At 62.6% G+C, this 22,627-nt stretch carries 22 protein-coding genes and 1 other RNA gene; 9 read left to right on the forward strand and 14 right to left on the reverse strand.

The annotated features are described in order from the left end of the window. Positions 1 to 40: 40 nt before the first annotated feature. Positions 41 to 262 (forward strand): type II toxin-antitoxin system ParD family antitoxin, encoded by a 222-nt coding sequence (locus tag FJ974_RS00235; protein ID WP_226891432.1) that lies wholly within the window; start codon positions 41 to 43, stop codon positions 260 to 262. A gap of 4 nt (positions 263 to 266) precedes the next feature. Continuing rightward, entirely contained in the window at positions 267 to 593 is a 327-nt protein-coding gene (locus FJ974_RS00240; protein ID WP_140533346.1) for a type II toxin-antitoxin system RelE/ParE family toxin, read from the forward strand. Between the two features lie 51 nt (positions 594 to 644). Here FJ974_RS00240 and FJ974_RS00245 read toward each other — a convergent pair whose 3' ends face one another. After that, entirely contained in the window at positions 645 to 1,922 is a 1,278-nt protein-coding gene (locus tag FJ974_RS00245) for a 4-aminobutyrate--2-oxoglutarate transaminase (protein WP_140533347.1), read from the reverse strand. Between the two features lie 298 nt (positions 1,923 to 2,220). Between FJ974_RS00245 and FJ974_RS00250 the strand changes: the two genes are divergently transcribed. Next, positions 2,221 to 2,598, forward strand: a complete 378-nt coding sequence (locus FJ974_RS00250; protein WP_140533348.1) for a hypothetical protein — start codon at positions 2,221 to 2,223, stop codon at positions 2,596 to 2,598. Positions 2,599 to 2,677: 79 nt separating this feature from the next. Here the strand turns inward: FJ974_RS00250 and FJ974_RS00255 are convergent, their stop codons facing one another. The 11 genes from FJ974_RS00255 to ffs form a co-directional block, all read right to left on the reverse strand. Continuing rightward, positions 2,678 to 3,424 (reverse strand): ABC transporter ATP-binding protein, encoded by a 747-nt coding sequence (locus FJ974_RS00255; protein WP_140533349.1) that lies wholly within the window; start codon positions 3,422 to 3,424, stop codon positions 2,678 to 2,680. Further along, the gene (locus FJ974_RS00260) at positions 3,421 to 4,281 is read right to left on the reverse strand and encodes an ABC transporter ATP-binding protein (RefSeq protein ID WP_140533350.1); all 861 of its coding nucleotides are present in this window, start codon (positions 4,279 to 4,281) and stop codon (positions 3,421 to 3,423) included. Before FJ974_RS00260 ends, FJ974_RS00255 begins: the two co-directional genes overlap by 4 nt. Continuing rightward, entirely contained in the window at positions 4,278 to 5,198 is a 921-nt protein-coding gene (nikC, locus tag FJ974_RS00265; RefSeq protein WP_140533351.1) for a nickel transporter permease, read from the reverse strand. The genes FJ974_RS00260 and nikC overlap by 4 nt, the downstream gene beginning before the upstream one ends. Continuing rightward, the gene (locus FJ974_RS00270; protein WP_140533352.1) at positions 5,195 to 6,262 is read right to left on the reverse strand and encodes an ABC transporter permease; all 1,068 of its coding nucleotides are present in this window, start codon (positions 6,260 to 6,262) and stop codon (positions 5,195 to 5,197) included. The genes nikC and FJ974_RS00270 overlap by 4 nt, the downstream gene beginning before the upstream one ends. A gap of 18 nt (positions 6,263 to 6,280) precedes the next feature. Beyond that, complete coding sequence (locus FJ974_RS00275) at positions 6,281 to 7,918, reverse strand: ABC transporter substrate-binding protein (protein WP_140533353.1); 1,638 nt, start codon at positions 7,916 to 7,918, stop codon at positions 6,281 to 6,283. 254 nt (positions 7,919 to 8,172) lie between these two features. Further along, positions 8,173 to 9,450, reverse strand: coding sequence for a lytic murein transglycosylase (locus FJ974_RS00280; protein WP_140533354.1), 1,278 nt, complete (start codon positions 9,448 to 9,450; stop codon positions 8,173 to 8,175). Between the two features lie 173 nt (positions 9,451 to 9,623). Then, positions 9,624 to 10,229, reverse strand: coding sequence for a recombination mediator RecR (gene recR, locus FJ974_RS00285; protein WP_140533355.1), 606 nt, complete (start codon positions 10,227 to 10,229; stop codon positions 9,624 to 9,626). Between the two features lie 200 nt (positions 10,230 to 10,429). Then, the gene (locus tag FJ974_RS00290; RefSeq protein WP_140533356.1) at positions 10,430 to 11,404 is read right to left on the reverse strand and encodes a cell wall hydrolase; all 975 of its coding nucleotides are present in this window, start codon (positions 11,402 to 11,404) and stop codon (positions 10,430 to 10,432) included. Between the two features lie 217 nt (positions 11,405 to 11,621). Beyond that, entirely contained in the window at positions 11,622 to 11,945 is a 324-nt protein-coding gene (locus FJ974_RS00295; protein WP_140533357.1) for a YbaB/EbfC family nucleoid-associated protein, read from the reverse strand. 21 nt (positions 11,946 to 11,966) lie between these two features. Beyond that, positions 11,967 to 13,778: a DNA polymerase III subunit gamma/tau gene (locus FJ974_RS00300; protein ID WP_140533358.1), complete on the reverse strand. Its 1,812-nt coding sequence runs from the start codon at positions 13,776 to 13,778 to the stop codon at positions 11,967 to 11,969. Between the two features lie 105 nt (positions 13,779 to 13,883). Beyond that, positions 13,884 to 13,980: signal recognition particle sRNA small type (ffs, locus tag FJ974_RS00305), an RNA gene on the reverse strand. A gap of 191 nt (positions 13,981 to 14,171) precedes the next feature. Here ffs and FJ974_RS00310 point away from each other — a divergent pair. Genes FJ974_RS00310 through FJ974_RS00320 form a run of 3 tightly spaced genes read left to right on the forward strand, consistent with a single transcriptional unit; the run spans position 14,172 to position 15,891 of the window. Continuing rightward, entirely contained in the window at positions 14,172 to 14,591 is a 420-nt protein-coding gene (locus FJ974_RS00310; protein ID WP_140533359.1) for an HIT domain-containing protein, read from the forward strand. Between the two features lie 45 nt (positions 14,592 to 14,636). After that, on the forward strand, positions 14,637 to 15,578 hold the full coding sequence (gene nudC, locus FJ974_RS00315) for an NAD(+) diphosphatase (protein ID WP_140533360.1): 942 nt from the start codon (positions 14,637 to 14,639) through the stop codon (positions 15,576 to 15,578). 10 nt (positions 15,579 to 15,588) lie between these two features. Then, positions 15,589 to 15,891 carry a Dabb family protein gene (locus tag FJ974_RS00320; protein ID WP_140533361.1) on the forward strand — a complete coding sequence of 101 codons (303 nt, stop codon included), beginning with the start codon at positions 15,589 to 15,591 and terminating at the stop codon, positions 15,889 to 15,891. A 298-nt stretch (positions 15,892 to 16,189) separates the two neighbouring features. Here FJ974_RS00320 and FJ974_RS00325 read toward each other — a convergent pair whose 3' ends face one another. Beyond that, positions 16,190 to 17,053 (reverse strand): prephenate dehydratase, encoded by an 864-nt coding sequence (locus FJ974_RS00325; protein WP_140533362.1) that lies wholly within the window; start codon positions 17,051 to 17,053, stop codon positions 16,190 to 16,192. Between the two features lie 26 nt (positions 17,054 to 17,079). Next, the gene (locus FJ974_RS00330; RefSeq protein ID WP_140533363.1) at positions 17,080 to 17,808 is read right to left on the reverse strand and encodes a 3-deoxy-manno-octulosonate cytidylyltransferase; all 729 of its coding nucleotides are present in this window, start codon (positions 17,806 to 17,808) and stop codon (positions 17,080 to 17,082) included. A gap of 192 nt (positions 17,809 to 18,000) precedes the next feature. On the opposite strand from FJ974_RS00330, the gene FJ974_RS00335 reads away from it, so the two are divergent. The 3 genes from FJ974_RS00335 to FJ974_RS00345 all read left to right on the forward strand — a co-directional run bounded on the left by FJ974_RS00335 (position 18,001) and on the right by FJ974_RS00345 (position 22,602). Continuing rightward, complete coding sequence (locus FJ974_RS00335) at positions 18,001 to 18,693, forward strand: c-type cytochrome (RefSeq protein WP_140533364.1); 693 nt, start codon at positions 18,001 to 18,003, stop codon at positions 18,691 to 18,693. A 157-nt stretch (positions 18,694 to 18,850) separates the two neighbouring features. Then, the gene (locus FJ974_RS00340) at positions 18,851 to 20,731 is read left to right on the forward strand and encodes an extracellular solute-binding protein (protein ID WP_140533365.1); all 1,881 of its coding nucleotides are present in this window, start codon (positions 18,851 to 18,853) and stop codon (positions 20,729 to 20,731) included. Continuing rightward, positions 20,731 to 22,602 (forward strand): extracellular solute-binding protein, encoded by a 1,872-nt coding sequence (locus tag FJ974_RS00345; protein ID WP_140533366.1) that lies wholly within the window; start codon positions 20,731 to 20,733, stop codon positions 22,600 to 22,602. Before FJ974_RS00340 ends, FJ974_RS00345 begins: the two co-directional genes overlap by 1 nt. Positions 22,603 to 22,627: the final 25 nt, after the last annotated feature.

Genomic DNA, 22,627 nt, shown 5'->3' on the forward strand with positions numbered 1-22,627 from the left:
CAAATTTTGCCATAAGCCATAAATTGGCTGAATGAGCACGATGAATATCTCACTGCCCGACAGTTTGAAGCAGTTTGTCGACCAGCAAGTAACGGATCGCGGCTATGGCACGAGCAGCGAATATGTGCGCGAGCTGATCCGTCGCGATCAGGATCGTCAGCTTCTGCGGGGCTTGCTTCTCGAGGGCGTGTCGTCCGACCCGGGCACTCCGGCTGACGATGACTATTTCGCAGCGCTGAGAAAACGAGCGCGGGGCCAATAAGTTAGTGGCCACAAAGGCAATTGTTCCTCGAACCCTTGCTCTGCGGGATATCGAGAACGCCGTCGATTATTATGCACGCGAAGCTGGTCCGCACGTGGCGTTGGGCTACGTCGATGATCTTCAAAGCGCTTACGAACTGATAACCAGCCATCCGGCGTCAGGGTCTCTGAGATATGGCTACGAAGTCGGACTGCCCGGTCTGCGCAGCGTGCAACTCAAGCGCTATCCATACCTGATCTTCTATCTTGAGCAGGCCGACCATATCGATGTGTGGCGGGTTCTGCACGCCAAGACGGATATTCCGGCTTGGTTACAGAATCCGAATTCCTGACGGTACATTCAATCGCTTCGGCGTAAGCCTTCAGGAAATGTGGACCGCCCTTCAGGCGGCGCGCACCTCGCGGATCGAGCTCTCCAGGACATTCAGCGCTTCGTTCATAACGCTGTCCTGAATGGTGATCGGCGACAGGAAGCGGATGACGTTGCCGTAGACGCCGCAGGTGAGCAGGATCAGGCCCTTGTCGAGCGCCTTCAGCCGGACCGCATTGGCGAATTCGGCCGACGGCAGGTTCCTCTTGACGTCATTGAACTCGACCGCGTTCATGAAGCCGGGACCGCGGATGTCGACGATCTCCGGCACGTCCTCGCGGATCGACTGCAGCCGCTGCTTCAGCCTGGCGCCCAGCGCATTGGCGCGGTCGCAGAGCTTTTCCTCCTCGATGACATCGAGCACGGCATGGGCGGCGGCAACCCCGATAGGGCTGCCGCCATAGGTGCCGCCAAGCCCGCCCGGGCCGGGCGCATCCATGATCTCGGCGCGGCCGGTGACCGCCGACAGCGGGAAGCCGCCGGCGAGGCTCTTGGCCATGGTGGTGATGTCCGGCGCCACATCGTGGTGGTCCATGGCGAACATCTTGCCGGTGCGGGCAAAGCCGGTCTGCACCTCGTCGGCGATCAGCAGCATGCCGTGCTGGTCGCAGATCTTGCGCAGCGCCGCCATGAAGTCGCGCGGTGCCTCGTAGAAGCCGCCCTCGCCCTGCACCGGCTCGACGATGATGGCGGCGACGCGGGCCGGATCGACATCGGCCTTGAACAGCTTGTCGAGCGCGGCGAGCGAGTCGGCGACAGTGACGCCGTGCAGCGCGACCGGGAACGGCGCGTGGAAGACGTCGGCCGGCATGGCGCCGAAGCCGACCTTATAAGGCACGACCTTGCCGGTCAGCGCCATGCCCATGAAGGTGCGGCCGTGGAAGCCGCCGGAAAAGGCGATGACCGCCTGGCGGCCGGTGGCGTTGCGCGCGATTTTTATCGCGTTCTCAACCGCTTCGGCGCCGGTGGTGACGAAGACCGTCTTCTTCTCGAATTTTCCCGGCAGCATGCCGTTCAGCCGCTCGGCCAGACGCACATAGCTCTCATAGGGCACGACCTGATGGCAGGTGTGGGTAAAGCGGTCGAGTTGAGCCTTGACCGCCTCGATCACCTTCGGGTGGCGGTGGCCGGTGTTGACCACGGCGATGCCCGAGGAGAAGTCGATATAGCGGCGGCCCTCGACATCCCAGATTTCCGAGTTCTCGGCGCGGTCGGCGTAGATTTGCGTGGTCATGCCGACGCCACGCGAGATCGACTGGTTCTTGCGTTCGGAAATGGCTGAATTCTTCATGTCATCCCTCATCGGGCCGGCGCCCGTTCTTGTTCGATGAAGCTGTTCTGGCCTTATTTCAGGTTTTCCTCAAGTCGGCACCATGGCCCAGTCGATTGGGCCTGCCCATGATCGGCGACTTACCAGCCGGGCACTGATCCCGATCGCGAAGTGTTCCGGAGACCAAAGGGCGAGGCTGGAAGTGGTGGGTTTTTGCTGGAGAGCGGTGCAGTCCATGGCTTGCACGCTGTGTACACAGTCTATTGTCCCTTGACCAATCTAGACCCGAAGCTGACCGAAAAACCGTGAATCCATTGCTGTGGGCAGCCTTGGACAGTCACCCCACAACTATACAGCAGATAAGACTCTGAGTGAGCAGAAACATACAGCATACGCGACGGCAAAAATTGTCATTATTATTGACATAGCTAATCTAATGGACGAAATCTCCTCGTTGCCAAATCCAGAGTTTCTGAATCTTTCATTTTGTTCATCAAAATTTGCTATTCCGAGCCAAAACATAAGAATTAGAGTTGGAAACAGTACAAAAGAAACAAATAGCAGACCTCCACCGTTTTTAGCGACGTCCGGATTGCTTCTGGTCGAAAGCGACGCAGCGAAAACCATCATTGCCAGCCAAGATAAGATAGCTATAAACATCCCTAACTTGAGCGAAAACCTCTCCGGCCTAAACTGATCTTCATTTGTTCTAAATTTTTCAAAGATCATTGCTTAATTCTCGCGCTTCTGAAACACCTCGTCCCGGCGTCTCTCGGTTAAGCTCTCACAAAACCCTCGCTGGCCCGGAGCAGATTGCGCGTATAATCCTGGCTCACGCGGTGCGCGATCAGTTGGCTGGCGTTGAGAGTCTCCACCGCCACGCCGTTCTGCATCACCATCAGCCGCTCGCACATATGGGTGATGATGGCGAGGTCGTGGCTGACCATCAGGAAGGTGAGCTTGCGACGCCGCCGCACTTCCTCAAGCAAATTCAATACCTCGGCCTGCACCGAGGCGTCGAGCGCCGAGGTCGGTTCGTCGAGCAGCAGGATCGACGGTTCAAGGATCAGCGCGCGGGCAATCGCCACGCGCTGGCGCTGGCCGCCGGAGAGCTGGTGCGCGTAGCGGAAGCGGAAACCGGTGCCGAGACCGACCTCGTCCAGCGCGCGCTCGATGCGTTTTTCGCCGTCGGCAAAGCCGTGGATGGCAAGCGGCTCCTGCAGCAACCGGTCGACGGTCTGGCGCGGATGCAGCGAGCCGTAGGGGTCCTGGAAGACCATCTGCACCTCGCGGTAGAAGGCCTTGTCGCGGCGCTTGCCGAGCATCTTGCCGTTGACGGCGATGGTGCCCGAGGAGACCGGCGCCAGGCCGGCGATGGCCCGCAGAAGCGTCGATTTGCCGGAGCCGCTTTCGCCGACCAGGCCGTAGGATTCGCCTTCGTTGACCTCCAGGCTGACGCCCTTCAGCGCGCGAAAGCGGTCGAAGGTTACTTCCAGGTCCTTGATGGAGAGCGCCGCCGTCACGCCGCCCACTCCGGCTTGCGCTCCAGCACCGGCAGCGGATGGCGCTCGAAGCCTATCCTAGGCATGCAGTTGAGCAGGCCGCGCGTATAGGGATGCCGGGCATCGCGGAGTTCGGACGCCTTGAGCTGCTCGACCACCTTGCCGGCATACATGACGATGACGCGGTCGCAGAAGGAGGAGACCAGGCGCAGATCGTGCGAGATGAAGATCAGCCCCATGCCACGTTCGCCGACCAGCTTGTCGAGGATGTTTAGCACGTCGAGCTGCACGGTGACATCGAGCGCCGAGGTCGGCTCGTCGGCGATCAGCAATTCCGGACCGGCGATCAGCATCATGGCGATCATGGCACGCTGGCCCATGCCGCCCGAGACTTCATGAGGGTGAAGGTCGAAGACGCGCGCGGGGTCACGGATTTGCACCGCTTCCAGCATTGCCAGCGCCCGCTCGCGCGCCTCGGCCCTGGACACCTTCTCATGCGTGCGCAGCGTCTCGACGATCTGGCGGCCGATGCTCATCACCGGATCGAGCGAATATTTCGGATCCTGCAGGATCATGGCGATATGGTTGCCGCGCAGCGCCCGGCGCCGACTGGGCGACGTCGAAAGCAGATCAATACCGTCGAAGCTGAGCTTTTTCGCCGATACTTCAGCTTGCGGCGGGGTCAGCCCCATGATGGCGCGGCCGGTCTGCGACTTGCCGGAGCCGCTCTCGCCGACAATGCCGAGCCGCTCGCGGCCGAGCGAGAAGGACACGCCGCGCACGGCTTGCACAAGGCCGGTGCGCGTCGGGAAGGTGACGCGCAGATCGTCGACTTCAAGCAATGCCCTGGTGTCATCGCTTACTGGCCGCCCGCTCATTGGTCGCCGCTCCTTGGATCGAGCGCATCGCGCAGGCCGTCGCCGAGCAGATTGAAGCCGAGGCTGACGATGAGGATGGCGAAGCCCGGCGCGCCGGCCACCCACCACTGGTCGAGGATGAAGCGGCGGCCGGACGCGATCATCGTGCCCCATTCGGGCAGCGGCGGCTGCGCACCGAGGCCGAGGAAGCCGAGGCCGGCAGCGGTGAGGATGATGCCCGCCATGTCGAGCGTTACCCTGACGATCAGCGAGGAGATGCAGAGCGGCATGATGTGACGCAGCACGATGCGGAACGACGAGGCGCCCATCAATTGCACCGCCTTGATGTAATCGGAGTTGCGCACCGTCAGCGTCTCGGCGCGCGCGATGCGGGCATAAGGCGGCCAGGAGGTGATGGCGATGGCCAGCACCGCGTTCTCGATGCCGGGGCCGAGCGCGGCGACGAAGGCCAGCGCCAGCACCAGCTTGGGGAAAGCGAGGAAGATGTCGGTGATGCGCATCAGGATGGCATCGGTCCAGCCGCCGGCGTAGCCGGCGACGGTGCCGACCAGAAGCCCGATGGGCGCGGCGATGATGGCGACCAAGATGACGACATAGAGTGTCCAGCGCGAGCCATAGAGGATGCGCGAATAGATGTCGCGGCCGAGGTCGTCGGTGCCGAACCAGTGCGCGGCGCCCGGCGCCAGCAGGCGGGCGTTCTTCAAATCGCCGACAGTCGGCGAGTAGGGTGCCAGCACATCGGCGAAGGCGGCGACGAGCAGCAGCGCGATAATGATCAGCAGGCCGACAAAGGCCAGCCGGTTGGCTGAAAAGCGCCGCCATGTGACATAGGCGCGGCCGAGCCTTGCCTGCATGCGCGAGGCCGGCCGCTCCGACAGCAGCCACTCGCGACGGCTCTGGACGACCTCAGCACTCATCCGGCTTTGGTCCTTGGATCGAGCAGCCGATAGAGCAGATCCGACAGAAGATTGATGCCGATGAAGACCGAGCCGATGATGATGGTGCCGCCGAGCACCGCATTCATGTCGGCGTTCTGCAGCGAATTGGTGATGTAGAGGCCGATGCCCGGCCAGGAGAAGACGGTCTCGGTCAGCACCGAGCCTTCGAGCAGGCCGGCATAGGAGAGCGCAATCACAGTGACCATCGGCACCGCGGCGTTGCGCAGCGCGTGGCCCCAGATGATGCGCGTTTCCGACAGGCCCTTGGCGCGCGCCGCCACGATATATTCCTGCGCCAGCTCGTTCAGCATGAACGAGCGCGTCATGCGGCTGATATAGGCAAGCGAGAAATAGCCGAGCAGCGAAGCCGGCAGGATGATGTGGCGGTAAGCGTCATAGAAGACGTCCCACTGCCCCTGCATTGCCGCGTCGAGCAGGTAGAAGCCGGTGATCGGCGTGAAGGTGTATTCGTAGACGACGTCGAGCCGCGCCGGAAAGGCGACCCATTGCAGCTTGGCATAAAACAGCACGAGCCCGAGCAGCCCGAGCCAGAAGATCGGCACGGAATAGCCGATCAGGCCGATGATGCGCACGATCTGGTCGATGAGGCTGCCGCGCCTGACCGCGGCCAGCACGCCAAGCGGCACGCCGAGCACCGCGCCGATCAACGTGCCCAATGTCGCAAGCTCGATGGTTGCCGGAAAGGCGCGGCGGATGTCTGTCATGACCGGGTTGGTGGTCAGCACCGAGGTGCCGAAGTCGCCATGGATGGCGTTTTTCACATAGATGTAGAACTGCTGGATCAGCGGCAGGTCGAGGCCCATTTCGCGGCGCGTGCGCTCGACGACGGCGGCCGGCGCCCGGTCGCCGAGCACGGCCAAAACCGGATCGATCGGGATGACGCGGCCGATGAAGAAAGTCACCGCGAGCAGACCGAGATAGGTGGTTATCGCGATGACCAGGAAACGGCCGAGCGATGATAAAATGGCGACGGCGCGGGCGCTACCGCGCCCGGCCGCCGCCTGGTTTTCAGCTACACTCACGCAGCGGGTCCGCCGGCACTATTCCTTGGAGACCGGGCCGACGAAGTTGGTGTCGAAGCTCGGGCCGAGCGCAAAACCCTTGAGGTTCTTGCGCAGGCCAGCCACTTCCAGCTGCTGGTGGATGATGACGAAGGGGCTGGTGTCGAGGATCTTCTGCTGCAGATCCTTATACATATCGGCGCGCTTGCCGGCGTCCTTCTCCAAAAGGGCGGCTTCCGTTTCCTTGGTCAGCTCCGGAATGTCCCACGAATTGCGCCAAGCGAGCGTATGGGACTTGCCGGCATCCGAATTGTCCGGGTTCGAGGCGAAGGTCTGGGCATTGGAATTCGGATCGAAATAATCCTGGCCCCAATTGCCGATATAGATGTCATGGTTGCGGGCGCGGTACTTGGTCAGCGTCTGCTTACCATCGCCGGGGATGATCTCCAGCTTGATACCGGCCTGACCGAGCGTCTGCTGGATCGATTCAGCCATGCCGGTGGTCGGCTGGCCGGTGCGCACGTCCATGGTCACCTTGAAGCCGTCCGGCAGGCCGGCCTTGGCCAGCAATTCCTTGGCCTTGGCGACGTCAAGCTTGAACGGGTTGTCGTCGACGGCGCCAAGATCGCCCTTGGGCAGGAAGGATTGGTGGATTTCGCCGATGCCCTTGAGGATGGTCGAGGCCAGCGCATCGTAGTCGACCAGATACTTGAATGCCTGGCGGACCTCCGGCTTGGCGAGAGTCGGGTTCTTCTGGTTGAGGCTGATATAGTAGACGGTGCCCTTCGGTGCGCTGGTGGTGGTGAGGTCGGCATTCTTGGCGATGGCGTCGAGATCGTTCGGCTCGAGGTTGCGGGCAACGTCGATGTCGCCCGCCTCCAACGCAAGGCGCTGCGCCGAGCTTTCCTTCATGTTGCGGTAGATGACGCGGGCGAGCTTGGCCTTGTCGCCGTAGTAATTGTCGTTGCGTTCCAGCACGACCGCCTCGTTGGCCCGCCATTCGCGCAGCTTGAACCGGCCGGAGCCGGCATAGCCGGTCTTCAGCCAGGCATTGCCGAAGTCGTTGTCATATTTGTAGTCAGCGCTCGGCGTCACGGCGGCGACATGTTCCTTGACCAGCTTGCTATCAACAACCGAGCCGACCGACGCCGACAGGCAGTTCAGCACGAAGCTCGGCGCATAGGCCTTGTCGACCGTGAACTGGAATGTCGTGCCGTCGACCGCCTTGGCCTTGTCGGCAACGTTGTCGCCGCTAATGCCGAATTGCTCGATGATGAACGCCGGGCTCTTGTCGAGCTTGACAACGCGCTCGAACGTATAGGCGACGTCGGCCGCGGTGATCGGATTGCCCGAGGCAAATTTCAGGCCAGGCTTGAGCTTGAAGGTGTAGGTCAGGCCGTCATCCGAAACGGTCCAGCTTTGGGCGAGGTCGCCCTTGACCTTGGAGGTGTCGCTGAGGTCGAGGCGAACCAGAAGGTCATAGGTGTTGCCGGTGACCTCGGCGGTCGAAAATTCGAACGCCTCGCCCGGATCCATCGAGATGATGTCGTCGATGGCTAAGCCCTCGACCAGCGTGTCGGCGGGCGTGACGGCGAAGGCGGGCGATACGAGCAGCGCCGACATGGCCGCGCCCGCAAGCAAGCTGCGAGAGCGCTGAGCAAATTTTTCCAGCATCATGGTGATTGTTCCCTGTTTTGTTGACCTGAGTTCCCGGCTCAGGGCGGCATTTTCTCTTTGGACCGAAGGCGGCCGGACCACTTACCGTCGTGGTTTTTGTCCAGTTGGTCAACACCATATATCCGGCGACCCTCGACCCGGCAACGCGCATTTGCAAGACGGCATTGGGCCAGAACGGGCGGCAGCCAGTCGATGCACAAGCCGGCTGTCTGAAGCCGCCATTCGAGAAAAATCTGCTTGGAAGGCCATCCCCGCTACCTCAGCTGCGCGACCAGCGCTGCGTCGGGAAAACAGGTCGCAGGCCTGCCGTTCTTCGACTGCCACAGGCCGATCGAGCGACGCGTCTTGAAGCCAGGCAGGCCATCGGCGCTGCCGACGTCATAGCCCTTGGCTTCCAGCGCGTGCTGCAGCGCGGCGATATCGGAGCGGTGCAGATCGCCGACCGGACCCCAACCGCCGGCGAAGGCGGCATCGCCCTTGGCGATGCGATCGGCGGCATGGCCGATGAACAGCGCGTAGAGATCGCTGGTGTTGTATTGCTTGAGCACATAGAAATTCGGCGTGACGATGAAGGCAGGACCGCTGCGACCGGCCGGCATCAACAAAAATCCCTCGGCCTTCAACTCGCCCGCCGCGAAGGCTTTGTTGTCGACGCGACGGATGCCCATCGCCACCCAGTCGGCAATCTTCTTGCCCTGGTCGGGACCTTCGAGCGAGCAGGAGACGTTTGCCGGCACGGTGACCTCGACGCCCCAGCCGCGCCCCCTCACCCAGCCATAATGGACGAGATAATTGGCGATCGAGGCGAGCACGTCCGGCGTCGAACTCCAGATGTCGGGGCGACCATCGCCGTCGAAATCGACGGCGTGCTTGAGGAAAGACGTCGGCATGAATTGCGGCTGGCCGAGCGCGCCGGCCCAGGACGATTTCATCGCGTTGACCGGCGCCAGCCCGCGCTCGACGATATCGAGCGCCGCCAGCAGCTCGGTGCGGAAGAAATCCTTCTTCGCCGACATGAACGCCTTGGTGCCCAGCACCTCGAAGGCATCGTAAGGCATCCTGGCCGCGCCGAAGCCGGTCTCGCGGCCCCAGATCGCCAGCACCACTTCGCCAGGAACCCCGTAATGTTTCTCGATCAACCCCAGGACCCTGGCGTTGGCGCCCGCGCGCGCCCGTCCGCCGGTCGTGACGGCGCGAATGATCTTCTCGGCGAAATAGGCGCCGGGTGGGCCGAACTCGGCCTGATGCTGCTTTTCCGGCGTCGTCGGCTGCTCGCCAGGCATGACAAGGTCCGGCAGCGTGAGGTTCGGCTTCACGCCGATGAAGGCGTCGTCGAAGGTTTTCCTGGAGATGCCTTTCGCCTTGGCCTCGGGCCAGAGGTCGGTCTGCAACCAGGCGCGGAACTGATCGTCGATCGGGGCGGCGAAGGTGGGCTTAGCGAAAAGGAGTGCGGCTAGCACCGCAAAAAGAAACACCAAGCCGAATTTACGAAGGCCGCGTTCTGTCGCGCCCCCCTCTGCCCTGCCGGACATCTCCCCCACAAGGGGGGAGATTAGCAGCTTCGCGGCTGGAGCTTTTCCTTCGACGTTGGTGATTGGCGAAAGCCGCGACGACAGCTGATCTTCCCCCTTGTGGGGGAGATCTCCGGCAGGACAGAGGGGGGCGCGAAGGAACTCAGTCATCGCCAGGAGCCCCTCGCACCACCTCAAAACGCCGTGCGCGATCTTAGCGCGGCGGCCAGCGTGCCTTCGTCGAGATAGTCCAGCTCGCCGCCGACGGGCACGCCATGCGCCAGCCTTGTCACCTTGACGTCGAAGCCTGAGAGCTGGTCGGTCAAATAATGCGCCGTCGTCTGGCCCTCGACGGTGGCGTTGACGGCGAGGATGACCTCCTTCACCTCGCCGCCGGAGACGCGGTCGACCAGCGAGCGGATGTTGAGCTGGTCGGGGCCGATGCCATCGAGCGGCGACAGCGTGCCGCCGAGCACGTGGTAGCGCACATTCATGGCTGCAGCGCGCTCAAGCGCCCAGAGGTCGGAGACGTCCTCGACGACGATCAGCGTGCCGGCATCGCGGCGCGGGTCGGTGCAGATCATGCAGGGATCTGACGTATCGACATTGCCGCAGGTGGAGCAGATGCGCACCTTGTCGACCGCCTCGCCCATAGCGGCCGCGAGCGGCTCGAGCAGCTGCTCCTTCTTCTTGATGAGATGGAGCGCGGCGCGCCTGGCCGAACGGGGCCCGAGCCCCGGCACCTTGGCCAGAAGCTGGATCAGGCGTTCGATCTCCGGACCGGCGATTCGCTTCGACATCGCCCTGATCTAGAGCAATTCCAGGAAAAGTGCGAAGCGGTTTTCCGTCCGCAATTGCGTCAAACGAGAAGTTGGAGTGGCTCACGTCTCCGTGAGGCGGTGAACCGATCCAGGATTTTTCAGAGCGCTTTGGAATATCCGCTACCGGGAATGATCCGCCATGCTGCCAGGCGGATCATCGGGCAGGTGGGCTGAGCCGGTTAGAGCGGCCGGTTCTGGCTGACGATCAGCGCTCCGATGGCGTCGGTGTTCTCAGGCGTCGACTGGAACCCCATCGATGCTTCCTGCGGGGCGCTCGGAACGGAGGTGACATACCGGCCCTTCAACGTGCCGCCGAAGCGGGACGCGTCCGGCTCCTCCATCGGCTCCTGCATCGCCACCACCGTCGGCTTCGCCGTGACGCGGCCGGCCTTCTGCGCCGGCGCGGCGGAGGCCGTCATATAGGTCTGCTCGGCCGGACCGGTCGCAGGCTTGACCGGAAGCGCAGGTGCCGCGGCCGCCGCCATCGCTGCCTGCTTGGCCGGATCGGCATGGACAATGGTCTTGACCACCGGTTCGGCGGAAGCGACGAGCACCGGAGCGGCAGGGTCGATCTTCTGGGGCTTGACAGAGGCCATGGCGACCATCGGCTCGTCCGGCAGCGGCTGCCAGTTGCGGCCGCGCTTCTCATAGAAGGCGTTGCCGCCGGCAACCATCGTGTAATGCATGTTGTTGTAAGGGAACCGCAGGCCGGCGGTGTGGAAATACATCGTGTTCTTGAGCTTGGCCTTGCGCTCGCCCTTGAGCACCGCCTCGGCGGCTTCCTCGACATCGGGCAGCGCCCGCGAATTCATCGGCCGGGTCATCACGCCGGGAGCGAACTGACCCGGCTCGCCGACAACCTCGCAGATGGTGTTGCCATGCTGGCCGGAACGCAACCGGTTCATGACGACGGTGCCGACGGCGATCATGCCGTCGCGGCTCGACCGGTTGGACTCGAAGAACATCGCCCTTTCAAGGCATTCCTTGTCCTTCATCGAATAGGAGCGTGAGCTCAGGAAGCTCGGCGTGATGGCATCGGTGAGACTCGCCACCGACATGCCGTGCGAGGTGGTCTGGCTGCAGCCGGCCAGAAGCAAGGGGGAAGTGACGATGCCGACCAGCAGCAGCGGCGTCTTCCATCGCGTCGCGATCAACAAAAAAGCCTCATGTCCTGATGCCAGCCCGCCCCGAGATGTGGCAAGAATGAGACTCTTTCAGGCAAAAAGATGGCTAGAAGGTTAGCAATCTCTGGACTTGGGTAAAACTTTATGAATGCCGCGAAATGCGTCCGTGAACAACGCCGGCAAAATGGTTAATAACGCGGCCTGTGCTCAATTTCCGTTCGTAATCAATTAACTGGCGGCGACTGCCTCAGAAGGGCAGTTTCATTCCGGGCGGAATCGGCAAGCCTGCCGTCAGCGCCTTGGTCTTCTCCTGCATGATCTGCTCGACCTTATTTTTGGCGTCATTGTGCGCGGCAAGCAGCAGGTCTTCCAGGATCTCGACCTCGTCCTCCTTGAACAGCGACGGGTCGATCTTCAGCGCCTTCATTTCGAACTTGCCGGTCAGCGTGACGCTGACCAGGCCGCCGCCGGCCTGGCCGGTGGCTTCGAGCAGCGCAATCTCGTCCTGCATGGCCTGGAACTTGGCCTGCATTTCCTTCGCCTTGCCCATCAGGCCGAGAAGATCCTTCATCTCAATGTCCTCTTTGTTTTGTCAGATTTCGTCGTCGTCGGCCGCAGGCTCGACCGGCAGCTCGGCTGCGGTCTCGTCCACTTCCGGCACCTCCGGAATGCGTACATCGATGATCTTCGCGCCGGGGAAACGGGCGAGGATGGCGGCGACCGTCGGGTCGCTCTTGGCGTCGAGGAAAGCGTTCTCGCGCTTGGTCGATTCCATCTCGGCCAACGTCTGGCCGCCCTCTTCCTTCGACAGCGACACCAGCCAGTTGCGGCCGGTCCAGGCGCGCAGCTTGGAGGTCAAATCGTTGAGCAGCATCTTCGGCGCGTCTTCGGTAAGGGTGACGTCGATGCGGCCGGGCTCGATGCGCACCAACCGCACGCAGCGCTTCAGGAGCACCTTGAAGGCGATGTCGCGATTGGCGTCGGCAAGAGCTGCGATATCTGCCAGCGACTTCAACGGAACGGCCGGCGTCTCGACGACCGGCTCGGGGGCCGGAACAAAGGCCGTGGGCATCGGCTCGGCCTCGACCAGCCGCATCGTCTGCGCGCCGCCACTGGAGCTGGGTATCCGCGCCTGCGCCACCGCGCTGGCGCCGCCGCCATTACCGGGGCTTGCCGGCGTTCCGTTGACGTGCGACGTACCACTCGGCAGAGGTGCCGCGCCTTCGAGCGATTTCAACGCTTCGTCCAGCGTCGGCAGGTCGGCGGCATGCGCCAGCCGGATCAGCACCATCTCGCCGGCGCTGACCGGCCGGTTGGAGGACTGCACCTCGGGAATACCTTTGAGCAGCATCTGCCAGGTCCGCGACAGCACGCGCACCGACAGCGTCTTGGCGAATTCGGCGCCGCGCCGGCGCTCGTCCTCGGAGAGCGAGGCATCGTCGGCGGCCGACGGCACGAAGCGCAGGCGGGTGACGAGGTGATTGAATTCGGCGAGATCGGTGAGCACCGCGGCCGGATCGGCGCCGGTGTCATACTGCGCGCGGAATTCGGCAAGGGCCGCCGCCACGTCGCCCTTCATGACATGCTCGAACAGGTCGATGATGCGGGCGCGGTCGGCAAGGCCCAGCATGGCGCGCACGGCCTCGGCGGTGACAGCGCCGCCGCCATGGGCGATCGCCTGGTCGAGGATGGAGAGCGAATCGCGCGCCGAGCCTTCGGCGGCGCGGGCGATCATCGCCAGTGCGTCGTCGTCGATGGAAATGCCTTCCTTGGCCGAGATCGCGGAAAGATGCGCGACCAGCGCGCCGGCATCGATGCGCCGCAGATCAAAGCGCTGGCAGCGTGACAGCACCGTGATCGGCACCTTGCGGATTTCGGTGGTGGCGAAGATGAATTTGACGTGCGGCGGCGGCTCTTCCAGCGTCTTCAACAGGCCGTTGAAGGCCTGGGTGGAGAGCATGTGCACTTCGTCGATGATGTAGACCTTGTAGCGGGCCGAGACCGGCGCGTAGCGCACGCGCTCGATGATATCTCGGATATCGTCGATGCCGGTATGCGAGGCGGCGTCCATCTCGATGACGTCGACGTGGCGGCCTTCCATGATCGCCTGGCAATGCTCTCCGAGCGCCGAAAGATCGACCGAGGGCTGATCTATTGTAGCAGTCTTGTAATTGAGCGCCCGCGCCAGGATGCGCGCCGTCGTCGTTTTGCCGACGCCGCGCACGCCGGTCAGCATCCACGCCTGGGCGATGCGGCCGGTGGCAAAGGCGTTGGTCAGGGTGCGGACCATCGGCTCCTGGCCGATCAGCTCGGAGAAATTCGAGGGGCGATATTTGCGCGCCAGCACGCGATAGGCGCCGGCCTTGCCCGTCTCCAGAGCCCCCGAATTTCCGGCTTCGCTCATTCGCCGTTAAAGCTCCAAGGACCGCCACTGAAGGCGGCCGATTCCTGCGCATAGTTTCGCCCGCACGGCTCGCAGCCGTCAATGTCGCGGGAGAAAGGCGAAGAGGCGGGAGGCTGGAACAATGACCCGTTCCGGGCTCGTTAGGGCTGCTTCCTTCCGGACCTGACCCGGTTGGCGAGTGGATCGTCCACCACCAACCTCCCGCGTCCCATATCGGCAATTCGGCGGCGAAATGCAAGGGCGCAGGCGAAGGATGGGCCGAGAGCCGTGTGGCGCCTGCCGGCGGAAAGCCCTTCAAATCGATAATGGCGCTCAATGAATCGCTTGCAGCCACCTTGCCGCCGCTCTAGCGTTCCATGTTTGAAACATGCTCCAAAAGCGAGGGAAACGCCGATGCTGCCGGGCCTCAAGGCCGGATTTTCGCTGGACGCCCGGCTGGAGGCGGACAGCGAGCAGCTGATATGGCTCGGCTTGTGCGAACTCAGGGTGATGAACGACCGCCGCTGGCCGTGGCTGGTGCTGGTGCCGCAGCGGCCGGGCGTGGAAGAAATTCACGACTTGACGCCGCTCGACCAGACGATGCTGACCTTCGAAACCAACATGGTGGCGCAAGCGCTGAAGAAGGTGACAGGCTGCACCAAGATAAACAGCGGAGCGCTGGGCAACATCGTTCGCCAATTGCATGTCCATGTCGTCGCCCGTTCCGAAGGCGATCCCGGCTGGCCCGGGCCGGTCTGGGGGCACGGAATACGCGAGCCCTACCAGCGCTCCGAAATCCGCCGGTTTGCCCAAACGATCAAGGCAGCGCTATAAGCTGACGCTCGTGTCCATTTCCGAACCTGCGCTCTCCGAGTCCCCATGAGCTTTCGCCTGTTTGACGCGCCCTTGCGCGAGCCGAGCCAGTTCGTCGGTTTCGCCGGCAACACGGTCGACCGGCAGTCGGAGAACCGCGCCGACGATTCCGTCGAGAAGGCGCTTGCCGATCCATCGACGCGGCTGCTCCTGATGCAGGGCGGGCGGCTCCATCTGAAACTGGAGGACGGCAGGTTCGACCCCTGGTTCGGCGCCGCCGAAAGCCAGACATTGCAGCCATCCCTCGAACGAGGCGTGCTGCTCGGCTTTTCGGAAAGCGGGCCGGTGCTGGCAGTGCCGGCGGGCGTCGAGCCGGAAACCCTTCCCGAAACCATCAAGGCGATCGACTACCGCTCGGTCTATATGCAGGGGCTGATCGACGAAGCGGCGGCAGGTGCGCTGGCGCAAGGCGCTGCGCTGCTTGCCTGGCATGCCAGCCATCGCTTCTGTTCGAAATGCGGCACGGAATCCGAAATGCGCGCCGGCGGCTACAGGCGCCATTGTCCGAATTGCGGCACCGAGCATTTCCCGCGCACCGATCCGGTGGCGATCATGCTGACGGTGACGCCCGAGAAATGCCTGCTCGGGCGTGGCCGGCATTTCGGGCCGGGCATGTATTCGGCGCTTGCCGGCTTCATCGAGCCCGGCGAGACGATCGAGGCGGCGGTGCGCCGCGAGACGCTGGAAGAGGCCGGCATCCGGCTCGGCCGTGTCGTCTACCATGCCAGCCAGCCCTGGCCGTTCCCCTATTCGCTGATGATCGGCTGCTTCGGCGAGCCGCTCAACGAGGACATCCAGGCCGACCTCGACGAGCTGGAGGATTGCCGCTGGTTCTTCCGCGACGAGGTGCGCTCGATGCTGGACAGAACCCATCCCGGCAATCTGATCACGCCGCCGAAAGGCGCGATCGCCCATCACCTCATCCGCGCCTGGGTCGACAGCGAATAGGAGCAGAAGAATGATCCGCCACACCGTCGTGTTCACTTTGAGGCATCCGCTGCAGTCGCTGGAGACGAAGCGCTTCCTCCATGACGCGAAGAAGATCCTGACCGGGATCAAGGGCGTCACGCATTTCGAGCAGTTGCGGCAGGTGAGTCCGAAGAACGATTACCAATTCGGCTTCTCGATGGAATTCGCCGACCAGGCGGCCTACACAAGATATAACGAGCATCCGGACCATGTCGCCTTCATCCGTGACCGCTGGGTGCCGGAGGTCGAGACGTTCATGGAGATCGACTACGTGCCGTTGGGATTTGGCTGATGTGCGGGTTGAGCGCAAACGTCGGAGATTGGCGAAGGCCTTCGTGCTTCGTCATCCACGGGCGAAGCAAGGAGCGAAGCGACGCGCGTAGACCCGAGGATCCATTCCGTGACGTCGACGCGTTACAACGGTCCAGAATTCTGCTCCGCTGCGCCCCTTGATTGAGGTAACGGCATGGATCCTCGGGTCTGCGCTCCGCTTCGCGTCGCTCCGCCCGTGGATGACGACCTCGCGAAGGCTCCCGCCAATCTCGAAGGTCTGTGAGCTCCGAACCGCCGGTTGGCGGACCGAAGACCGTTCAGTCCGCGACCTTCCACTGCTCGCGCGATGCGCTCGCCGGATAGACGCCGAGAATCCGCACTTCGCGCGAGAAGAAGCGCAGCTCGTCGAGCGCCAGCTTGACCAGCGGATCGTCGGGGTGGCCCTCGATGTCGGCATAAAACAGCGTCGCCGTGAAGGCGCCGAGCTGATAGCTCTCTAGCTTGGTCATGTTGATGCCGTTGGTGGCGAAGCCGCCCATGGCCTTGTAGAGCGCGGCCGGCACATTGCGGACGCGGAAGATGAAGGTGGTCATCATCTTGGCGTCGGAGGACGGGCGCTCGGCCCATTGCTTGTTCTTGGTCAGCACGACGAAGCGGGTGACGTTGGAATCGGTGTCCTCGACATTCCTTTCAATGATGTCGAGACCGTAGAATTCCGCGGCGAGCGCCGGCGCCAGCGACGCCATGGTGCGGTCCCCGACCTCGGAAACCAGCTTGGCCGAGCCCGCCGTGTCGCCGGCGACCACCGCCTTCCAGCCGTTCTTGCGGATGTATTTGCGGCATTGGCCAAGCGCGTGGATATGACTGTGCACGGTCTTGATCTCGTCGCGCTTCACACCCGGCAGCACCATCAGCTGGAAATGGATCGGCAGAAAATATTCGCCGACGATGTGCAGTTTCGATTCCGGGAGCAAATGGTGGATGTCGGCAACGCGCCCGGCGATGGTGTTTTCGATCGGGATCATCGCCAGGTCGGCCTTGCCGGTCTCGACTGCGTTGAAGGCATCCTCGAAGGTCGGGCACGGCAACGGCTCCATCGACGGGAACATGTTGCGGCAAGCGGTGTCGGAGTTGGCGCCGGGCTCGCCCTGGAAGGAGATTCTGTTGGTCTTTTCAGGCATTCGCCAATGTCTCGCTTACGGATGTCTCAGTTTGAAAGGATTTCCCTTGCCCGTTGCAGATCGGCGGGCGTGTCGACGCCAAGCGGCAGCGAGCGGACGATCTCGGCGTCGATACGCATGCCGGCTTCGAGCGCCCGCAACTGCTCCAGCCGCTCGCGGCGCTCCAGCGGCGACGGCATCAAGGCAACGAAGCGTTCGAGCGCGGCGCGGCGATAGGCATAGAGCCCGACATGATGATAGAGCGGCCCCTCGCCCCAAGGCGCTGTGGCGCGGGTGAAATAGAGCGCCCTGAGCCGCGTTTCTGACAACGGCGAGCCGACGATCTTGACGACGTTCGGATTGGTCTTTTCCTCGTCGCGGACGATCTCGACGCCGAGCGTGGCGATGTCGACGGCGCTGTCCTCGAAGGGTCTCAACGATGCCCCGATGATTTCAGGATCGATGGTCGGCAGGTCGCCCTGAACATTGACGATGGTCTCGACCTTTTTTCCGGGGTCGAGGGCGTTCAGCGCCTCGAAGATGCGATCGGAACCCGACTCGTGATCCGGGCGCGTCATGACCGCCTCGAAACCATGCGCCCGCACCGCTTGCGCCACCGCTTCCGTATCGGTCGCGATCACCACACGGCCAAGCCCTGCCTCGGCTGCGCGGCGGGCGACATGGACGATCATCGGCGCGCCGGCGATGTCGGCCAGCGGCTTGCCCGGCAGGCGTGTCGAGGCCATGCGGGCGGGGATCAGGATCAATGTCGACATCGGGCTTCAGGGCGCCTGAAAAAAGCGGATGGGAAAGTGGCAAAAGGTCTCACTGGAAGCGCCCTTATAGGTGTTGCAACGCCGGAGCAAAAGACCTAGTTTCCGCGCGGTTTGACTGGCCCTGCCGGGCCTTTCGCGATACCGACGGACGGAGTGGACGGGACGGTCCGCCGGAAAAGGAGCAAGGGGCGCATGGATTCCGACGAAGTCAACAAGCTGCTGGCCGGATTTCTTGGAACCGTCTTCGTCGTCTTTTCGGTCGGCATCGTCTCCGACGCGCTGTTTGCTTCGCCGGCGCCCGAGAAGCCCGGCTTCGCCATCGAGGCGGCCGAGCCGACCGAAGGCGGTCCTGCCGCGCCTGCCGCGGCGGAAAAGCCGATCGCCGACATGCTGGCCAGCGCCAGCGTCGACCAGGGCGCCGCCATCTTCAAGAAATGCCAGGCCTGTCACTCGGGTGAGAAGGGCGGCCCTAACAAGGTCGGCCCCGACCTCTGGGATGTGGTCGACCGTCCGGTCGCCTCGCATGAGGGCTTCGCCTATTCGGCCGGCATGAAGGATTTCTCGAAGGGCGGCAGCGAAAAGTGGACCTACGACAACATCAACCACTTCATCACCTCGCCGAAGAAGTTCGTGAAGGGCACGGCGATGGGCTTCGCCGGCCTGCCGAAGGAAGAAGACCGCGCCAACGTCATCGCCTATCTGCGCACGCTGTCGGACAATCCGAAGCCGCTGCCGCAGCCGGGCGCTTCGGCGGAGGCCAAGCCCGCCGAAGGCGCAAAGCCCGCCGGCGCAGCACCTGCCAAGCCCGCTGAGGGCGCCGCTCCCGCCAAGCCCGCCGAAGGGGCCGCCCCGGCCAAGCCCCCGGCGCCCGCTCCCGCTCAATAGACAAATTGTAATAGAGATATCCTCAGAAAAGCCGGGTTCGTCCCGGCTTTCTGTTAGGAAATCGCATTTGCGGCGACAAAGACCGTGCCTTGCGGTTTTCACCGCCGTCAAATGATCTAGATTGGCGGTGGACATAAGTACGCGAAGAGGAGAATGCATGAGGGTCGGCCGCTCCCGGACACTTTTCGCATCGATGATCGTGATGGCTCTCGCCGCCGGCCTGCAGGCCAGCTTCGCCGATGAATGGCACACCACCTCCTCGCTGATCGGCCCTTCCAAATACGGCGAGAATTTCCAGCGCTACGACTACGTCAACCCGGACGCGCCGAAGGGCGGCACCTTCAATTCCGTCGTCCAGGGGACGTATGACAGCTTCAACCCCTATATCGTGCAGGGAGCGCCAGCGGCCGGCTTCGCAGAATTCGGCGGCGGACTTCTCTACGACACGCTGATGGATCAGGCGCAGGACGAAGGCAGCGTCAGCCACCCGCTGATCGCCGAGGCCTATAAATACCCTTCGGACTATTCCTCGGCGACCTACCGGCTCGACACGCGCGCGAAATGGCATGACGGCCAGCCGATCACCGTCGACGACGTGATCTGGTCATTCAAGGTGCTCAAGGCCAATAGCCCGATGTACAGCCGCTACTTCGAGAACGTGACCGACGCCGTCGCGGTCTCGGATCGCGAGGTCGAATTCCATTTCAACCAGAAAGGCAACCGGGAACTGCCGAAGATCCTCGGCGACCTCGTCGTGCTGCCGAAGCACTGGTGGGAAGGCACCGACGCCAACGGCAAGAAGCGCGACATCACCCGGCCCACGCTGGAGCCGCCGCTGGGTTCCGGCGCCTACAAGATCGCCAGCTTCAAGCCTGGTTCGGAGATCGTCTGGCAGCGTGTGCCCGACTATTGGGGCGCCAAGCTTGCGGTTAAGATCGGCCGCGAGAATTTCGACACCCAGCACTTCACCTATATCCTCGACGACAATGCCGCCTGGCAGGCCTTCACCAAGGGCGGGCTGGACGACGTAAAGCCGGAAAACAGCTCCCGGCGCTGGGCGACGGCTTATAATTTCCCGGCTATCAAAGCGGGCGACGTGATCAAAAAGGAATTCAAGACCACCTCGCCGGAGCCGATGCAGGCCTTCATGCTGAACCAGCGGCGGCCTCTGTTCCAGAATCGGCTGGTGCGCGCCGCGCTGACCATGCCCTTCGACTTCGAGACGATGAACCGGACGCTGTTCTACAATTCGAACACGCGCACCCACAGCTATTTCGAAGGTACCGAACTGGCGTCGAGCGGTTTGCCGCAAGGCAAGGAGCTTGATATCCTCGAGAAGTATCGCGACAAGCTGCCGCCGGAATTGTTCACGCAGGAATTCAAGCTGCCGGTCTACGACTCGCCGCAGGCGGAACGGAAATATCTGAAGCAGGCGGTCGACCTGTTTGCCCAGGCAGGCTGGGTGATCAAGGGCGGCAAGATGGTGAACGCCAAGACCGGCGAGCCGTTCAAGTTCGAGATCCTCGGCTCGAACGATACGGACCAGGTCATCTCCAGCCCCTGGATCGCCAATCTGCGCAAGATCGGCGTCGATGCGACGCTTCGCATCATCGATCAGGGCCAGTACATCAATCGCCGCAACAATTTCGACTACGATGTCGTCATCGGAATACTCGGCCAATCGGAATCGCCAGGCAATGAGCAGCGCGACTTCTGGAGCTCGAAGGCCGCCGACTCGCCTGGATCCCGCAATTATTCCGGTATCAAGAACCCGGTCGTCGACGCGCTCGTCGACCGCATCATCTTCGCAAGCGATCGCGACGATCTGGTTGCTACCACCCATGCGCTCGATCGGGTGCTGTTGTGGAACTACTATGTCGTCCCGCAATACTACCGGGCGGTGGTGTGGCTCGCCTACTGGAACAAGTTCGGCATGCCGGAGAAACAGCCGAGCTACCGCGGCGCCGATATCGATTCCTGGTGGATCGACACAGAGAAGGAAAAGGCACTGACGGCAAAATACAAAGGCAGTGATTGATGGGGCGGGTGCTTCCCCGCCGCGACTTCCTGGCGCTCGGCGCCGCGGCGACCACCGCCGCGCTGCTGCCCGCACGAGCCTTTGCCGCTATTCCGACCGGCGTGAAGGTGCATGGCCTATCGGCTTTCGGCGACCTCAAATACAAGCCGGACTTCACGCATTTCGATTATGTCAATGTCGACGCGCCGCAAGGCGGCATCTTCAACTTCTCGCCGTCCACTTGGGACTACAACCAGAGCACCGACACTTTCAACACTCTCAATTCATTCAGCCTGAAGGGTGACGCGCCGCCGCGTATGGAGATGTGCTTTGATTCCTTGATGGTCCCAGCACTGGACGAGCCAGATGCCGTCTACGGTCAGGTCGCCGAGAGTGTGATCCTTTCGCAGGACCGCAATAGTTTCGAATTCTCGTTACGAGGCGAAGCGCGCTTTCACGACGGCACACCACTGACGGCCGAGGATGTCGCCTTCACCCTCAATCTCTACAAGGAGAACGGGCATCCCAAGCTTTCGCAGCCATTGAAGCATTTAACGGAGGCCGTGGCGGTCAGCGCGCGCGAACTGCGGCTGAGCTTCTCAGGCGGGCAATCCTCGCGCACCATTCTCAACGTCGTCCAGTTCCCGATTCAGTCGAAGGCCTTCTACACGGCCAATCCGTTTGATTCCTCGCAGCTCAATCCGCCACTAGGCTCCGGCCCCTACAAGGTTGGCCGCTGGTCGGCTGGGGCGTTGATCGAGTATGAGCGAGTGGCCGATTATTGGGGCAACCATCTTCCGGTCAATCGTGGCCAATACAATTTCCAGCGCATCCGCATCGAGTTCTACCAGAACCGCAACGCCGGTTTTGAAGCATTCAAGAAGGGCGAAATCCTATACAGGGAGGAAGCCACCTCGCGCGTCTGGGCAACGGCCTACGACTTCCCCGCCTTCACAGCCGGCAAAGTGGTCAAGAACGAGTTCCCGGGCGAAAAGCTGCCCTCCATGCAGGCCACCGCCGTTAACCAGCGACGCGAGCAGTTTCGGGACCCACGCGTGCGGCAGGCGATAGCATTGTGCTTCGATTTCGAATGGACAAGGCGCAACTTTTTCTACGACTCCTATGAGCGTTCGCAATCCTGCTTCGAGAAGTCGGATTTTCGCGCCGAAGGTATGCCGTCGTCTCAGGAATTGGCCCTCCTGGAGCCGCTGCGCGACCAGCTTCCACCCGAGACTTTCGGCGATGCGGTGACGCAACCGACCTCCGACGGCTCCGGTCGAGATCGCAAAATGCTCGGGAAAGCCGCCAAGCTGCTCGCCGAGGCCGGCTGGAAGCGGTCGGGCGATCTCGTCGCCAACGACAAGGGGAGACGGTTGTCGGCCGAATTCCTTGTCGATGACGAAGTCTTCGTCCAGGTTTATTCGCCTTGGGTCGCCAATATGAAAGCGGTCGGCGTCGATGCCTCCATCCGACTGGTCGATTCGGCGCAGTACCAGATCAGGCAATCGACGTTCGATTTCGACCTGATCTCCGCCGGGTTCTTGTTTTCGGCGACACCGACCCGCGACGATCTCGAAATCTTCTTCCATTCGCGAAGCGCGGCCATTTCAGGCTCGCGCAATTTGCCGGGCACGTCGAACCCAGCGATCGACATCCTCATCGATGCCGTGGGCGCGGCCAAGGACCGCGAAAGCCTGACGGTGGCGATGCGCGCGCTCGACCGGGTCTTGCGCGCGCGGCGCGATTGGATTCCAAGTTGGTATCTGGCGAATCATCGGAGCGCCTATTGGGACATGTTCGGCTTTCCCGAACAGAAACCCGATTTCGGCTTTCCGGTCGAAGCGCTGTGGTGGGTCGACAAGGGCAAGGCGGCGAAAATTGGCAAAGCCTGACACTCAAGTTCGCGCGGGGCCGGCG

It is taken from the genome of Mesorhizobium sp. B1-1-8, assembly GCF_006442795.2.
GTDB lineage: Bacteria > Pseudomonadota > Alphaproteobacteria > Rhizobiales > Rhizobiaceae > Mesorhizobium.